We start from the raw sequence: 15,265 nt of genomic DNA, 5'->3' as shown, positions 1-15,265 counted from the left end.
TTCTTACCCCCCAACTCCCCCCCAAACTACGGCAAACACTCCCCGTAACTCAATCACCCCCCCTTCCCCCGCTTTTAACGCCTATCGGGCCCGGCCCGCCGGAAGCAGCTGCTTCCGGCGGGCCGTCCGTGTTTCCGCCGATCGCCGGCCCCTCATCGGCCACTCATGGCGTCGAGCGCAGGGCCTCAGGAGCGGGGCGCGGTCGTGCCCGCCCGGGTGGCGTCCGTACCCCAGCTGGCCAGCAGCCGCAGAGCCTCCGCCGACGGCGAACCCGGCTCGGCGTGATACGTCACCAGCCCCAGCTCACCGTCGTCCGGCAGCCTGAACGACTCGAACTGCAGGGCAAGATCGCCCACCAGCGGATGCCGCATCAGCTTGAGCCCGTGGCTCTTCTCCTTGACGTCGTGCGTCGCCCACAGCTGCCGGAACGCCTCGCTCTTCACCGACAGCTCCCCGACGAGCGCGGACAGCTGCGGATCGTCCGGGTGGCACCCGGCCTCGTACCGCAGCTGGCACACGATGTCGATCGCCTTCTGCTCCCAGTCCACGAACAGATCGTGGTACTCGGGCCGCAGGAAGACCATGCGGGCCCAGTTCCGCTCCTGCTGCGGTACCTGGGACCAGTCCCCGAAGACGGCGGCGGCCATCCTGTTCCACGCCAGGACCTCCGCGCGCCGCCCCACGATGTAGGCCGGGACGCCGTCGAAGGCGTCCAGCAGCTGCCGCAGCGGAACCCGCACGTGCTGGGACCGCGCCGCCGGCTTCTTCTTGTGGGCCTTCGGCTTGGCGAGATGGGTCAGATGGGCGTGCTCCGCGTCGCTCAGCCGCAGCGCGCGGGCGATGGCCCCGAGCACCTCCGCGGACACGTTCTGCCCGTTGCCCTGCTCCAGACGCGTGTAGTAGGCCACGGACACCCCGGCCAGCTGGGCCAGCTCCTCGCGGCGCAGGCCCGGCACCCGCCGGTACCGCCCGAAGTCCGGCAGTCCCACGTCCTCGGGCTTGAGCCGGGCCCGCCGGGTGCGCAGGAACTCGCTGAGCTCGGCGCGGCGGTCCAGAGCCTGACCGGATGCCTGGGCAGACGCCTGCATGGAGTCGGGGTTTGCGTCCATACACCCAGTATTCCTGTTGGTACGACTGTGAGGCTGACCCGGCCAGTGGTAGGAAACCCGGACGTATGCAGATCCGTGGCCTGGGTGAGCCCGGCGCCTCCCGGCAGGCTGGACGCCGTGCCCGGTGGAAGGCTGCCGGGCACGCGACCCCCCAAGGAGAAATCCGGCATGACCACCGTTGCTGCGTACGCCGCACCCGCTGCCAAGGCTCCGCTCGAGCGCACCACGATCGAGCGCCGCGAGGTCGGTGAGTTCGACGTACTGATCGACATCAAGTTCGCCGGCATCTGTCACTCGGACATCCACCAGGCCCGTGAGGGCTGGGGCGAGGCGATCTTCCCGATGGTTCCGGGCCACGAGATCGCGGGCGTCGTCTCCGCGGTCGGCTCCGGCGTGACCAAGTTCAAGATCGGCGACCGCGTGGGCGTCGGCTGCATGGTCGACTCCTGCCGCGAGTGCGAGAACTGCAAGGCCGGCCTGGAGCAGTACTGCCTCAAGGGCATGGTCGGCACATACAACGCCCTCGACAGGAACGGCGAGCCCACCTACGGCGGCTACTCCGAGAAGATCGTCGTCGACGAGAAGTACACCGTGCGCATCCCGGACGGCCTCTCTCTCGACGTGGCCGCCCCCCTGCTGTGCGCCGGCGTCACCACGTACTCCCCGCTGCGGCACTGGAACGCGGGACCCGGCAAGAAGGTCGCGGTCCTCGGTCTGGGCGGTCTCGGTCACATGGCTGTCAAGCTCGCGCACGCGATGGGCGCCGAGGTGAGCGTGCTCTCCCAGTCCCTGCGCAAGAAGGACGACGGGCTGAAGCTGGGCGCCGACCACTACTACGCCACCAGCGACCCGAAGACCTTCGAGGAGCTGCGCGGCACGTTCGACCTGATCGTCTCGACCGTGTCGGCGCCGCTGGACTTCGGCGCCTTCCTCTCGCTGCTGAAGTCGGACGGCGCGCTGGTGAACGTGGGTGCGCCCGAGGAGCCCATCTCGTTCAACCTGTTCTCGCTGATCTCGGGCCGCAAGACCCTCGCGGGCTCCGCCATCGGCGGCATCCGCGAGACCCAGGAGATGCTGGACTTCTGCGCGGAGCACGGCATCGGCGCCGAGATCGAGCTGATCGGCGCGTCCGAGATCAACGACGCGTACGAGCGGGTGCTGGACAGCGATGTGCGGTACCGGTTCGTGATCGACGCGGCCACCATCTGAGTCTGCCCTGGTGACCGGCGGCGTGCGGCGGCCCCACGGCACGTCGCGCGCCGCCGGCCGGACCGGGCGCACGGCTCCGGCGGCTTGATCGATGCGCGCGCCCGTGAGGGTTCGGGGCAGCGGCGGTAGCGTGGAAAGCGGTTCTGGCAGCCCAGGGGACAGGAGGCCCGGCCCATGACCGTAGAGCTCAACCACACGATCGTCGCCGCGCACGACAAACAGGCGTCCGCGAGGTTCCTCGCGGATGTGCTGGGAGTGGACGTGGCTCCGGACTTCGGCCCGTTCGCCCCGGTGGAGATCGCGAACGGCGTGACGCTGGACTTCATGGAGACCGAGGAGCCGATCACTCCGCAGCACTACGCCTTCCTCGTCTCCGAGGACGACTTCGACGCGATCTTCACCCGGATCCGCGCGGGGCGACTCAGGTACTGGGCGGACCCGTACCATCACCGCCCCGGCGAGATCAACCACAATGATGGCGGCCGCGGAGCGTACTTCGACGATCCGAACGGCCACAACCTGGAGATCCTGACGAGGCCGTACGGGAGCGGCGGGGACTGAGCCCAGGGCCCCAGACGCGCGCGAACCGCCGGTGGGCCGCCGAGCTGCGGTCGACGGCCCACCGGCGGTTCGCTTCGCCGTCAGCCGCCGGACTGCTCTTTGACCGGCGCGGCGTGCCGGGGGCGGTACTTCGAGGAGACCTGGCCCACGAGTTCCCGGAAACACACCAGGGCGGTGATCGGCGGAATTCCTACGATCACCATCGACAGCATCGAATATGCCGAGTGGCTGATGCACAGCGCCACCGCCGTGGCCGAGGCGACCAGGACGACGCCCCATGACCGGCGGGCGGTCCGGTGCTGAACGGCGGCCCGCAGAATCGACAGGGCCGCCACGAACCACGGTCCGTACACCGTCAGCGGCCACCATTGCGCCAGCGGTGCCGGAAGCACCGTCGAGGCGATGGCGCGGAGTTGACCGTACGAATAGGCGATGGACCAGCCGAGCATGGCCACCGCGCAGGCGGCGATGGTGGCGACCAGGATCGTGACAGGGGTGACTTTCTGGCCGCTGTCGAGGATGTGGGATCCCGGCCGTGGGCGCCGCCGGTCGATGCGGTGGCGGTGCTGCCCGTCGAACGGGGGCGGAGCGGGGTCCGTACCGGACACCGTGGACAGCATCTGGGCGAGTTCCTCGTCCGGATCCCAGCCGTTCGGTGCGATGTCCTGACCCTGCGCGCTCCAGACGTGAGGTGCCTCGAGGGGATCACCACCGTAGGAATGCTGACCGAGCGCGTCGTAGTCGGTTCTCAGGCCGAACTGAATGTCGTAGAGGCTCGGGTCGCCGTGCAGCCTGTCCATTCTCAGCTCCTCCGCGCCCTCGCTCAGGACGCTGCGTCGACAGCGCGCAGGTATTCGCTTTCCATGTCGCCGATCGTCTTGAGGAAATCTTCAAGAATGTCTGAACACCCCTTGTGGAGCACCTCGCCGCCGGCCGGGTCGTGCCACAGGGCTCCGCTTCCGACGGGGATCTGATCTTCCGGTTCGTTCCAAGTCACGATCACCTAACGAGCGCCATACGGTGGAAGCTATCCGGCATTCGAGGGAATGATTCCTCGAAGAAACGTTTCACCGATCTGATGAACCTATATGGCCGCCGTAATTCAAGATATGCGGGCAACCATATTTCCGTGAATGCCTTTCACTCTCCGCGATGCCCTCCGCTTGACCCACCGGAGACTCGGCCGGGAGTCGCACGAAGGTGCCCACGGTCAGGACACCCCGGGGCGCCGAGCCCGTGGCGGGCCGCCGGGTGCCGGTACGGGCACCGCTGACGGAGAGCGCTTGCTGAAGCAGGGGGCGGTCCCAGCACGGTGGCGCCGGACACCGCTCGCCACGGGCTCCTTTTCGCCGGTCCCTCCCTGTCGTGGCCCGGGGTGACCCCCGCCGGGGTACCCCGCGAGCACCGCGCCGCGTTTGCCGCCGCCGCTCCCACCTCGTTAGCTGGAAGAGCAGAGCTCATCGAGCGGCGAGGAGCGGCGATGATCACCCAACAGCAGGTCGAGCGAATACTGCGGCTGAGCGGCGACGGACTCCCGTTCGTCTCCCTCTACATCCCGGTGGAACCGGAGAGGCCCGACCGCCGCGTCTTCAGCAGCCGAGTGGCCAGCCTGCTGGACCGCATCAGGCCGCTCGCCGAGGACAGCTCGGCGGAGCACGCCGTGCGGCTCTCGCTGCGGGAAGACATCGCGAGAATCGAGACGACCCTGGCGGAGGAGCCCGTCCGGCCGGGCGCCGTCGCGGTCTTCTCCTGCGGCGGCCGCGGCATCTACGAACAGATGTGGCTGCCCCGGCCCACCCGCGAGCGCATCCTGGTGGACGCCGATCCCTACGTCCGTCCGCTGCTGGGCGTGCTCGACGAGTACTACCGCACCTGTGCGGTCATCGTGGACAAGAGCGTGGGCCAGGTCTGGGAGTACTACCTCGACGACGTCCGGGAGTTGGAGGTGATCCGCGACCGGGTGACGCGCAGACACGCCTACGCCGAGCAGTTCGGCGAGTACCGCGTCCGCAACAAGGCCGACGAGCTGAGCAAGAAGCACTACCGGCGCCTGGTCGGCGAGCTCAGACGGCTGTTCGGAGGCGGGGGCTACGACCTGCTCGCCGTCGGCGGCCAGGCGCACGAGGTGCCGGGCTTCGTCGACTTCCTGCCGCGTGAGCTGAAGGAGCGGCTCGTCGGGACCTTCACCATCGACCGGGAGACCGCGACGGCCGAGGACGTCAGGAAGAAGGTGCGGGGGCTCGTCGCCGACCACGCGCACCAGGAGCAGCGGCGGCTGGTCGGACAGACCCTGGAGGCCAAGGCGGCCAGCAGACCCGCGGCCGTCGGTCTCGACGAGACGCTGTGGGCGGCGTCGCTGGCCGCGATCGGGACGCTGGAGGTGGACGAGCAGGCCGTCGTCCCGGGACGGGTGTGCGACCGGGACGGGCTGCTCTCGCGCTCGGAGAAGGCCTGCCCGCTGTGCGGGGATCCGCTGCGGGAGGTGCCCGACGTGATCGACGAACTGGCCGAGTCCGTCATCGACGACGGGGGCGAGGTGCGGCACGTCGACGCGGAGACGGCGCTGCGCGCGGAGCAGACCGCGGCTCTGCTGCGCTTCGAACTCCCCCCGCAGCCGGTGACCGTGCCGTAGTCCGCCGGGTCCGGGACCCGGTGTCAGTCGCGCCTCACAACCGGCTGTACTTCTCGATGTCCTCGGTGAACTCCTCGATCGCCCGTGCCGTCAGCGTCGGCCGGGTGTCCGCGATGGCGGCCATGTAGTCCTCGGTGGTGGCGGGTTCGCCCCGGCGATGCGTCACCTCGCGTTCGAACGCGGCCTGAGCACCCTTGCGGGCGGCGAACTCGATGTCGGCCGGGGTGAACAGCTCGCTGGCCGCCACCAGTCGGGGCAGCTCCACCGAGTGGAGAGCGCCCTTGACGTAGCGGGTCCAGATGGCGGCCCGCGCGGTGGGGTCCGGGGGCCCGATCGGGATGACGTAGTCGAACCTGCCCGGCCGCAGAAAGGCCGGGTCGAGGGAGCGCACCGAGTTGGTGGCGCACACCAGCAGGCGAGCGCCGCCCTCCCGGAACCGGGGGATGAGTTTGAGCAGCTCGTTGGTGACTCCGTGCCCCGGGTCGACCGCCTTCCCCGACCGCACGCCGGCGATCTCCTCCACCTCGTCGATGAAAAGCAGCACCGAGTCCAGCTCCGCCAGGTCCGCGAACACCTGCCGCAGTGCCACGGCCAGCCCCTCGCTCGTGTCGGCCGCGAGCCGGGACGGGAAGAGTTCGACGAACGGCCAGGTCAGCCGGGACGACACCGCCATGGCGAAGCTGGTCTTCCCGGTCCCGGGCGGGCCGAAGAGGATGACCGCCTTCGGGGGCGCGACGCCGTAGCGGTCGGCAAGCGCCGGCTCCGTCAGCGGGAGCACCACCCGGCGCTCGACGACCTGCTTCTCCCGTTCCATGCCGGCCATGGCGTCCCAGAGCCCGTCGGTCAGCATGCGGCCGCCCAGCGCCCGCAGCACGTCGGCGTTGCCGGTCTCCTGCGGTTCGAGTTTCTCGTAGTAGGTCAGGCCGTCCCGGGACAGGTAGCCGGAGCGGTCCAGCGCCTTCGTCCCGGCGGCCCCGGCCGGCAGCAGGGCACTGATACGGCGCACGCCCATCGCCCGCAGCCGCCGTTCCAGCTCGGCCAGCAGGGCGCTGCCGATCCCGCGCTCGCGCCAGCGGGAGGCGAGCGCCACCAGCAGGATCCACGCCCGCTTGCCGTGCGGCTGCGCCACCGCCATGCCCACCAGTTCGTCGCCGACGACCGCGACCACCGCCATCTGGCCGTTCTTGGCGGCGGTCATCACCTCGGAGACCGGGAAGACCGGTTGCTCGTCGGCCCCGCGGCTCTGGTCCCAGATCTCGATCGCCTGGTCAAGGTCGTCGTCGTGATAGTCACGCAGATGCCATGCGGGCATCGCCACCACCTCGCCCGTGTCCGGATGTCCAATTTTCACCCGCCGAGTCGTGAGCTGCTTCTTCTGCCGGTTCGGTGGCTGCTCGTCCCGCCGGGCCCTGGGCTGCGGGTCGTGTCGAGCCGCGGGCGGGCGCGCCCGTCAAAGAGCGACGGCACGGAACGGTGTGCCCGGACCTCCTGGTCCCTCTCGCGGACCCTGCGAAGTTGCGGAGGGCAGGACTCTCGGAAAGACTCGATCACGCAGTGTTTGCCCGGATCCCGGCACATGGTGTTGGGGGTGTGCCCCGTGGACATGGAAATCACGTTGCGGGTCGACGGGCGGGAGCACCGGCTCGTCGTCGACACCCGCACAAGCCTGCTGGACGCCCTGCGCGAACGTCTTGGGATCACCAGCCCGAAGAAGGGCTGCGACCACGGGCAGTGCGGCGCCTGCACCGTTCTGCTGGACGGCCGCCGGGCCCTCGGCTGCCTGGCACTGGCGGTGGCGTACGAGGACACGGAGATCGTCACGGCCGCCGGTCTGGCCGACGGGGACGGTCTGCACCCCATGCAGCGCTCGTTCATCGAGCACGACGCGTTTCAGTGCGGCTACTGCACGCCGGGCCAGATCGTCTCGGCGGTAGGGATGCTGGCGGAGGCGCGGGCGGGCTGGCCGAGCGCGGTCAGCAGCGATCCGAACGCCGCCGAGGTCGACCTCGACGACGCCGAGATCGCCGAGCGGATGAGCGGCAACCTGTGCCGCTGCGGCGCCTATGCCAACATCCGTCCGGCTGTGGCGGATGTGGCGCGCAGATGAAGCCGTTCCGCTACCAGCGCGCCGACGACGTACCGGGGGCGGTCGGGATGCTCGCCCAGGCGCCGCACGGGGCGTTCCTGGCCGGCGGCACCAACCTCGTCGACCTGATGAGACTGGGCGTGGCCACACCGGACCTGCTCGTCGACGTCCGGCGGCTGGCCTGCGACCGGATCGAGGAACTGCCCGACGGCACCCTGCGCATCGGCGCCACGGTGACCAACGGGGAACTGGCCGCCGACCGCCGGATCCGGCGGCGCTACCCGGTGCTCTCCCAGGCGCTGCTGTCGGGCGCCTCCGGGCAACTGCGCAATGTCGCCACCACCGGCGGGAACCTGCTGCAGCGCACGCGCTGCGTGTACTTCCAGGACCTCACCACCGGGTGCAACAAGCGCGAGCCCGGATCGGGCTGCCCGGCGCGGGACGGCCACCACCGCGAACTCGCGATCCTCGGCTGGTCCGAAGCGTGCGTCGCGACCCACCCCTCGGACATGGCCGTCGCACTGGCCGTGCTCGACGCGGTCGTGCGCACCCGCGGGCCGGACGGAGAGCGGACCGTCCCGCTGACCGAGCTGCACCGGCTGCCCGGTGACGAACCCGAACGCGACACCGTGCTGCGGCACGGCGAACTGATCACGGCCGTGGACGTGCCGCCGCTCGCGTGGGCGGCCAGGTCCGCCTACCGCAAGGTCCGTGACCGCGCCTCCTACGCGTTCGCACTGGTCTCGGTCGCCGCCGCGGTGGATGTCGCCGACGGTGCCGTGCGCGATGTGCGCATCGCGCTGGGCGGTGTGGCGCACAAGCCGTGGCGAGCCACCACGGCCGAGCAGGTGCTGCGGGGCGCGCCCGCGACCGCCGAGCGCTTCCGGGTCGCCGCGGAGGCCGAACTGGCCGTCGCCCGGCCGCCGGCAGGCAACGCGTTCAAGGTCCCGCTCGCGCGCAACATCCTCGTCGCCACCCTCCTCGACCTGGCGGACGTGCCGTCATGACCGTCCTCTCGCACGCCGTCGGCACACCGCTCGACCGCCTGGACGGACCGGACAAGGTCCGCGGCACCGCGACCTACGCCTTCGAGCACCCCCTCGACAGACCCGCCTCTCTGTATCCGCTCCAGGCGACGATCGCCGCCGGACACGTCACCGGCATCGACGCCGCCGCCGCGCACGCCGAGCCGGGCGTACTGGCCGTGCTCACCCACCACAACGCCCCCCGGCTGGCCTGGGCCGACGACGCCGAACTGGCCGTCCTGCAGACCGACGAGATCGCCTACCGCGGCCAGATCGTCGGTGCCGTGATCGCCGAGACCCCCGAGATCGCCCGCCACGCCGCCCATCTGGTCCGCCTGGACTGTGCGGAGCGGGCGCACGACGTCGAACTGCGGTCCGACCGCGACGACCTCTACAAGCCGCAGCACGCGGCCTTGTTCGGCCAGGGCGGCGGGGACCTCATGGACGGGTCACCGGCTGACAGCGCCATGGGGGAGGTCGAAGCGGCTCTGACCGCGGCGGAGGTCACGCTGGACGCGACGTACACCACGCCGATGAACTTCCACAACCCGATGGAGCCGCACACCGCCGTGGCCGTCTGGAACGACGACGAACTCACGGTCTACTGCTCCACGCAGGGCGTGACCATGAGCCGGGATCTGCTGGCCGCCGTGCTGGGGCTCGAGCCGCAGCGGGTCCATGTGGTCTCCCCGCACGTCGGAGGCGCCTTCGGGTCGAAGGTCTACTGCCATGCGTACGCCGTCCTCGCCGCGATGGCCGCTCAGTTCGTGCGCCGGCCCGTCAAGTTCGCCCTCACCCGCCGGCAGATGTTCTCCCTGGTGGGCTACCGGCCCGCCACCATCCAGCGCATTCGGCTCGGCGCGGACACCAGGGGGCATCTCACCGCGATCGCCCACGACGTGATCGCGCAGACCGCCAAGGCCAAGGGCTACGCCGAGCAGGTCGCGGTGTGCACCCGGGTCATGTATGCCGCGCCCCACCGGCGCACCACCCACCGGCTGGCACCCCTGGACCTGCCGGTGCCGACGATCATGCGGGCGCCGGGTGACGCCGAGGGCATGTTCGCGCTGGAGTCGGCCATGGACGAGATGGCCGCCGCCTGCGGCCTGGACCCTGTCGAGTTCCGGATCCGCAACGAGCCCGCCGTCGACCCCGAGACCGGCCGGTCGTTCTCCAGTCGCCATCTGGTGGCCTGCCTGCGCGACGGCGCCCGCCGGTTCGGGTGGCAGGGGCGCAACGTCTTCCCCCGGGCGCGGCGCGACCGGGGCTGGCTGGTCGGGACGGGTGTGGCCGCCTCGACCTACCCCTCACCCCGCTTCCCGGGGAACGTCACGACGATCCGCGTCGGCCCCGACGGGCACTTCACGGTGCTGATCGCCGCCGCCGACCTCGGCACCGGCACCTGGACGGCGCTCACCCAGATCGCCGCGGACGCGCTGGGCGTGACCGTCGACGATGTGGAACTGCGGATCGGGGACGGGGAGTTGCCGCGCGCTTCGCCCGCCGGCAGCTCGTCCGGGATCAACAGCTGGGGCACCTCCATCGTCGAGACGGCCCGCAGGCTGCGCGCGCTCCTGGAGTTCCAGCACGGCGGCGTCGTTCCGCAGCAGGGGCTGGAGGCCACCGCCGACATGCCCGACAAACCCGACGCCGCGCGCTATGCCATGCACAGCTTCGGAGCCCAGTTCGCCGAGGTCCGGGTGCACGCCGACACCGGCGAGGTACGGGTCCCGCGGCTGCTCGGGGTCTTCGACGCGGGCCGGGTGATCAACCCCAAGACCTGTCGCTCGCAGCTGCTCGGGGGCATGACCATGGGCCTGTCCATGGCCCTGCACGAACAGGGCGTGGTCGACCCGCGGTTCGGGCACGTGGTCAACCAGGACTTCGCCGAGTACCACATCGCCTCCAACGCCGACGTCGGCTCGATCGAGGCCTACTGGGTGGACACGGAGGACCCGTACACCAACCCGATGGGGGCCAAGGGCGTCGGCGAGGTCTGCATCGTCGGCACCGCCGCGGCGATCGCCAACGCCGTGCACCACGCGACCGGCATCCGGGTCCGGGACCTGCCGATCACCCTGGACAAGCTGCTGCAGTAGGGCTCCGCCGAAGGAACACGGCACAGAGATGGACCAGTTCGACCACGTCGTGGCGGGCGCGGGCAGCGTCGGCTGACGGACTGCGCATCGCGGACGCCTCGGTGACGCCGGCCCTTCCCGGCGCCAACGCCGAGGCCATGGTCCACGCGATCGCCGAACGGGCGGCGGACCTGCTGCGCGGCCGGCCGTAGGAGCCCCCGGACCTGGCCCTCGGTGCGTGCCGGGCCTGTGCCGGCCGCTGGGCCCCGCCGTTCCACCGAAGCATCCGGTCAGGGACGGCAGGTGATGTGCAGATGGGCCGCGGCGTTGTTGGCGTACCCCCGGGGGTTCCAGACGGTCGTGGGGGATTCGGCCTGCACGGCTGCGGTGGAGTCCCAGGCGCGGGCGATGAGTTCGACCTCGCCCGGGGGCAGGGTGAGCGTGATGCGCCAGTGCTGCCAGGTCCAGGGATTCTCCGGCGGGTCGAGATCCGCGTGGAGCCAGGTGCTGCCGTGGTCGGCGGAGACATCCACGCGTGCCACGGTCCGGTCGTCCCCGGCGAAGGCGAACCCGCTGACCTCGGTCGGTCCGGAGTCCAGGTGGGCGTCCTTGCCGGGCCGCAGAACGGCGCAGTGGATGGCGATCGGGCCGAGGGTGATGCCGTCGCCCGGTCCGGCCGTCTCGGGGTCGGCCTCGGGGGGCAGGATGCTGTACTCGGTCTGGAAGTAGTTGTCTGTCGGTTCTGCCTGTGCGCTGATGCGCTCGAGCCATTTGACGCTCCGGGCGCCGATCCAGCCCGGGACGACCACGCGCAGGGGTGCGCCGTGCGCGACGGGCAGCTCCTGGTCGTTCATGGCCCAGGCCAGAAGCACCTCGCCGGAGGTCGCCTTGGCCACCGGTATGGAGCCCCCGAAGGGCTGGGGCGGGTCGGCCTGCTGTGACACGTCGGCGCCGGTGAAGGCGATGTGGGCCGCTTGCGGCCGCACTCCGGCCCTGGCCAGCACATCTGCCAGGCTCACCCCGCTCCATCTCGCCGTGGAGATGGCCCCGGGGCCCCAGGGGACCTGGCCGGGTATGTCGCGGACCTCGATGAGATCGGCGCGGCGGTTGCCCGCACACTGCAGTGTCGCCACCACCGTCCGCTCGGGGAAGCCACGCAGATCGTCCGTCGACAACTCCAACGGACGATCGACCAGGCCTTCCACGCGCAGCCGCCAGCTCTCGGAGTCGATGCGGGGGATCGGCGCGTGGTTGCGGCCGTAGAAGGTGTCAAGGGGGGTGATCTGGGCTTTGAGGGCGCCAGGAGGTGCCTCGGCGTTGTAGGGCTCGTCCTGGTGCACGAGCATGTCGTCGCGTTTATTCCATATGCCCATAAGCCCCATGGTGGTCGCTTCAGTCCGAATCGTCCTCCGGGACGGTCGTGCGGGCAACGAGCAGGACGCCCCGGTCGGGGTCCCACGACAGGGAGAGCCGTACAACCGTGACGCCCGCCCGTCGTTCGACGAGACGCTAGCCTTGCGGCTGGAGGCGATGGCGATGATGCGGCGCGTGGTCGACGGTCTGACCGAGCCGCTCGTGGGTCCCGGTGGGCCGAATGAGGGTGAGACCACCTTCGCACTCCGCGAGTGCCTGCTGGTCGACCTCAACGAGGAGTGGTGGCACCGCAAGTACGCCGAGCGTGACTCGGCCGTCCTCGAGGAACGGGGCTGACGTCGTGGATCTCGTCTTCACCGGCCGGGTGATCGAATGGCGCGGGCCGTCTCCGTACCACTTCGTGCCTGTGCCCGCCGAGGAGTCCGCCGACATCCGCGAGGTGGCTGCGATGGCCACGTACGGCTGGGGCGTGATCCCGGTCAGGGCCCGGATCGGTGAGGTCGTGTTCGATACGTCCCTCTTCCCGAAGGACGGCGGCTACCTGCTGCCACTCAAAGACGCCGTACGCCGGCCGCAAGGCCTCGCGACAGGCGATGACGTGACCGTGGAGATGACCGTCCGTCTCTAGGTCCGGGCAGCCCGTGCGGCGGCACCAGGGCCGCACCCCGACCACGGAAAGGGCCTTTGCGGGGAGGCAGCCGAGGGGCCGATCCGCCGGCCGAACCCATGGATCACCGGCGGCTTGCCTTCCCTGGCAGGATGACCGGAATGGAGATCATCCCGGAACTCGGCGTCGACCTCGTCAAGATCGGTGATCTACGCTCGCAGGTCGAAGAGCGCATCGGTCCGCCGTTTCACGGCCCCGGCGGCCTGCGGGCCGTCTACACGACCTCACCCATGCTGGTGATCACGTATGCGGCGGACGAGACGGTCGAACTCGTGGAGATCCGCTGCAGCGGTGATGGCAGCGACACCGAAGTGCACTATGACGGGGTCCAGTTGACCCATCGCTTCCTGGATGACGTCGTCGCGGATCTCCACGCCCTGGGGTACACGAGCACGCCCTCAGACATCGGCCACGACTTCCACGCAGGCTTCTCCGTGTGGTCCATGCACTCACTGTGGGCACGCGACATCGACCCTGAAGCCGGCGAGGACGACGAACGCGCGGTCTCGGAAGCGGTCTCGGTGGCGCCGTACGCCTACTTCAACGGGGGATAGGCCAAGGCGCGGAGAAGGGCGTGCTCGCCGCCACCCGCCGGAAAGACCGTTCACCTCCGAGCGGTCACTTGCCCTGATTCAGCAGGTTGTTGACGGCTGCTGTCAATCGGAGCCAGGTCGGATCTGTCGCCGTTGCGGTGTTCACTGTTGCCAGGTCGTCGGGCTCCCAGTCCCGCACCCCGTCGGTGACGACGAGGTGCGTCTCCAGTTCGCCGCCCTCGGGAACGTCGGAGGTGGCGTCCAAGAAGGCCGTGACCGTGGCCCTCGACGTGTCGCCGTTCGTGGGCCGGGCCTTCGCGGAGCCGGTGCGCGTACCGCAGTCTCCACAACGGTCACCGTGACACCGTAGTTGAAGCCGAGCCGCGCCGATCAGGGTCGAGCTGCGCGCACCACGGAGGCGGACGCCTGCCTGTCGTGCTCGCCGAGCGGTCGGCAGCTCGCCGGGGCCGCACCGAACGGGCACGACACGCAGGTGCCGCCCGGGTCCGCAGCGACCGGCCGGTTCTCGTGCGGCCGCAGCCGACGTGGCGCCGGTGCCTTTCAGTGAGGGCGTCCGGGGTGTCGGCATGGGCGATGCGGGGGGCGCGTTCGGGCAGGCGGCCGCGTATGTCGTCGAGCACGCACGGGACTTGGTGAGGACGTGGCACTGGTGGCCACCCTGGGGGAGTCCAGGCGCGTCAGGGGTGTGCGGGTGGGGGTCCCTCGGCACTCGCCGGGCGCAGCCGCCTCAGGGCGGCCGGTGATCTTCGCTCGGATGGCGGCGCGTTCCCGTCGCGGCGAGCGCCGGCCTCTGGACGAGCCCCGGATTCGACGGTGATGTCGCCGCCCAGGCTGCCGGGCGGATCGCGCGCGGTGCGAGCCGGCGATCCGGTCGCGACCCCCTCCGCCCGGGTGGCATCCGATTGCGGCCGGGCCGATGCCAACTTAGCTTCGGGGTGTCGGAATCTCCCGATAAGTACGCATAGGTTCCTATGTCTGCTTTCCCGTGATGCATCGAACGGAGCATCCATGTCGGTGATGACCGGTACTCAACCCATCCAGCAGCAGTTCGGCCAGCAGATGGCCGGAGGACAGCAGCAGATCGCACAGATCGTCCAGCAGGCGATCCAGCAGGCGTGCCAGCAGGCCAGCCAGCAGGTGGCGCAGCGCATGCAGCAGACGCTGCAGCAGATCCAGCAGGTCCAGCAGCAGCTCCAGCAGCAGGGCATGTCGCAGCAGGCGCATCCGTATCTCGCGCTGGCGCTGCACCACACGCTGCACGCAGGCGTCCGCAGCGCGGTGGAGCAGTCCGTGCAGCAGGCGCTGCCGACGGCGATCGTGACGCTGCTCCAGCAGAGTCAGCAGGGCCAGCAGGGCCAGCAGCAGTGGGGCGGCGGCGGCTTCGGCCAGCAGATCCCGCAGTACCAGCAGCCCGGCTTCGGCTTCGGGCAGATGGGCCAGCCCTTCGGTATCGGCTGACCCCAGGGCGGAGCGCGATGCGGTGTGTCCCGGACTGGTTCCCGGGCACACCGCATCACCGTGGAAGCGCGAGCCGCCGTCGCCGGATGAGGAGCACAAGTACGACGTAGGCGTGGTGAAGGTGGACGTAATGGTCAAAGAAAGGCCCGGAAACAACCGTGAGAACGGGTCCGGGGGTGCGGCGGCGAGTGGGCCGGGACCCGGAGGCAAGGAAGCGGGACCACGCAGGAAGGGCGCGCACGCACCGCTCTCGGTGCGGCCGCGTCGCGAACGGTACATGGTCACGCCGCTGCCGCAGAGCCTGCTTCCACCGGGGGTTCCCGAACTGAGCATGGACGCGGTCTGCGACCGGCTCGACCGGATGCCCGAGGTCAAGGTGATCCACAGGCTCCAGCCGTCGGAAAAGCTCCAGTCGAGCGGACTGCAGCCCTTCTGCCCGGAGATCGCGGTCGTCGAGGCGGCCGAGGCCCAGGTGCCGGCGATGCGGTCGCTGCATGTGCACATCGAACCGG

General features: G+C 70.3%; 16 protein-coding genes and 1 pseudogene. 11 read left to right on the top strand and 6 right to left on the bottom strand.

Translation table 11 applies throughout. The features are described 5' to 3' along the window. Positions 1 to 185 precede the first annotated feature (185 nt). Positions 186 to 1,109 carry a helix-turn-helix transcriptional regulator gene (locus ABZ904_RS47510; RefSeq protein WP_360995694.1) on the bottom strand — a complete coding sequence of 308 codons (924 nt, stop codon included), beginning with the start codon at positions 1,107 to 1,109 and terminating at the stop codon, positions 186 to 188. A gap of 168 nt (positions 1,110 to 1,277) precedes the next feature. On the opposite strand from ABZ904_RS47510, the gene ABZ904_RS47505 reads away from it, so the two are divergent. Together ABZ904_RS47505 and ABZ904_RS47500 are read left to right on the top strand one after the other, a co-directional pair. Next, positions 1,278 to 2,318: an NAD(P)-dependent alcohol dehydrogenase gene (locus ABZ904_RS47505; protein ID WP_361830354.1), complete on the top strand. Its 1,041-nt coding sequence runs from the start codon at positions 1,278 to 1,280 to the stop codon at positions 2,316 to 2,318. Positions 2,319 to 2,492: 174 nt separating this feature from the next. Then, complete coding sequence (locus ABZ904_RS47500) at positions 2,493 to 2,879, top strand: VOC family protein (protein WP_359410270.1); 387 nt, start codon at positions 2,493 to 2,495, stop codon at positions 2,877 to 2,879. A gap of 80 nt (positions 2,880 to 2,959) precedes the next feature. Here ABZ904_RS47500 and ABZ904_RS47495 read toward each other — a convergent pair whose 3' ends face one another. Together ABZ904_RS47495 and ABZ904_RS47490 are read right to left on the bottom strand one after the other, a co-directional pair. Beyond that, positions 2,960 to 3,679 carry a DUF2637 domain-containing protein gene (locus tag ABZ904_RS47495; protein ID WP_359410271.1) on the bottom strand — a complete coding sequence of 240 codons (720 nt, stop codon included), beginning with the start codon at positions 3,677 to 3,679 and terminating at the stop codon, positions 2,960 to 2,962. 23 nt (positions 3,680 to 3,702) lie between these two features. Beyond that, positions 3,703 to 3,876, bottom strand: coding sequence for a hypothetical protein (locus tag ABZ904_RS47490; RefSeq protein WP_360995701.1), 174 nt, complete (start codon positions 3,874 to 3,876; stop codon positions 3,703 to 3,705). 483 nt (positions 3,877 to 4,359) lie between these two features. On the opposite strand from ABZ904_RS47490, the gene ABZ904_RS47485 reads away from it, so the two are divergent. Then, positions 4,360 to 5,511, top strand: coding sequence for a hypothetical protein (locus ABZ904_RS47485; protein ID WP_359410273.1), 1,152 nt, complete (start codon positions 4,360 to 4,362; stop codon positions 5,509 to 5,511). Positions 5,512 to 5,545: 34 nt separating this feature from the next. Here the strand turns inward: ABZ904_RS47485 and ABZ904_RS47480 are convergent, their stop codons facing one another. Further along, positions 5,546 to 6,832: a bifunctional GNAT family N-acetyltransferase/ATP-binding protein gene (locus ABZ904_RS47480; RefSeq protein WP_360995947.1), complete on the bottom strand. Its 1,287-nt coding sequence runs from the start codon at positions 6,830 to 6,832 to the stop codon at positions 5,546 to 5,548. Between the two features lie 276 nt (positions 6,833 to 7,108). On the opposite strand from ABZ904_RS47480, the gene ABZ904_RS47475 reads away from it, so the two are divergent. Genes ABZ904_RS47475 through ABZ904_RS47465 form a run of 3 tightly spaced genes read left to right on the top strand, consistent with a single transcriptional unit; the run spans position 7,109 to position 10,721 of the window. Continuing rightward, a complete protein-coding gene (locus ABZ904_RS47475) occupies positions 7,109 to 7,618 on the top strand; it encodes a 2Fe-2S iron-sulfur cluster-binding protein (RefSeq protein WP_360995704.1) in 510 nt (169 codons plus the stop codon). Then, positions 7,615 to 8,604: a xanthine dehydrogenase family protein subunit M gene (locus tag ABZ904_RS47470; RefSeq protein WP_359410275.1), complete on the top strand. Its 990-nt coding sequence runs from the start codon at positions 7,615 to 7,617 to the stop codon at positions 8,602 to 8,604. Before ABZ904_RS47475 ends, ABZ904_RS47470 begins: the two co-directional genes overlap by 4 nt. Further along, positions 8,601 to 10,721, top strand: a complete 2,121-nt coding sequence (locus tag ABZ904_RS47465) for a xanthine dehydrogenase family protein molybdopterin-binding subunit (RefSeq protein WP_361830351.1) — start codon at positions 8,601 to 8,603, stop codon at positions 10,719 to 10,721. Before ABZ904_RS47470 ends, ABZ904_RS47465 begins: the two co-directional genes overlap by 4 nt. Positions 10,722 to 10,990: 269 nt before the next feature. Here ABZ904_RS47465 and ABZ904_RS47460 read toward each other — a convergent pair whose 3' ends face one another. Further along, the gene (locus ABZ904_RS47460) at positions 10,991 to 12,073 is read right to left on the bottom strand and encodes a sulfite oxidase (RefSeq protein ID WP_359410277.1); all 1,083 of its coding nucleotides are present in this window, start codon (positions 12,071 to 12,073) and stop codon (positions 10,991 to 10,993) included. Positions 12,074 to 12,080: 7 nt separating this feature from the next. On the opposite strand from ABZ904_RS47460, the gene ABZ904_RS47455 reads away from it, so the two are divergent. From ABZ904_RS47455 to ABZ904_RS47445, 3 genes are all read left to right on the top strand, one after another. Next, positions 12,081 to 12,410: a hypothetical protein gene (locus ABZ904_RS47455; RefSeq protein ID WP_361830349.1), complete on the top strand. Its 330-nt coding sequence runs from the start codon at positions 12,081 to 12,083 to the stop codon at positions 12,408 to 12,410. A 4-nt stretch (positions 12,411 to 12,414) separates the two neighbouring features. Next, positions 12,415 to 12,702 (top strand): DUF1905 domain-containing protein, encoded by a 288-nt coding sequence (locus ABZ904_RS47450; protein WP_359410279.1) that lies wholly within the window; start codon positions 12,415 to 12,417, stop codon positions 12,700 to 12,702. 131 nt (positions 12,703 to 12,833) lie between these two features. Beyond that, a complete protein-coding gene (locus ABZ904_RS47445) occupies positions 12,834 to 13,295 on the top strand; it encodes a hypothetical protein (protein WP_359410280.1) in 462 nt (153 codons plus the stop codon). Positions 13,296 to 13,359: 64 nt separating this feature from the next. Here ABZ904_RS47445 and ABZ904_RS47440 read toward each other — a convergent pair whose 3' ends face one another. Continuing rightward, entirely contained in the window at positions 13,360 to 13,539 is a 180-nt protein-coding gene (locus tag ABZ904_RS47440; protein WP_361830346.1) for a hypothetical protein, read from the bottom strand. A gap of 764 nt (positions 13,540 to 14,303) precedes the next feature. Between ABZ904_RS47440 and ABZ904_RS47435 the strand changes: the two genes are divergently transcribed. Further along, positions 14,304 to 14,753 carry a hypothetical protein gene (locus ABZ904_RS47435; protein ID WP_359410282.1) on the top strand — a complete coding sequence of 150 codons (450 nt, stop codon included), beginning with the start codon at positions 14,304 to 14,306 and terminating at the stop codon, positions 14,751 to 14,753. 277 nt (positions 14,754 to 15,030) lie between these two features. Further along, positions 15,031 to 15,265: pseudogene (locus tag ABZ904_RS47430) on the top strand (Subtilisin, serine endopeptidase); the annotation flags it as partial.

The organism is Streptomyces sp. NPDC046900, from assembly GCF_040644975.1.
GTDB lineage: Bacteria > Actinomycetota > Actinomycetes > Streptomycetales > Streptomycetaceae > Streptomyces.
This window is presented reverse-complemented; position numbering and strand designations above follow the sequence as displayed.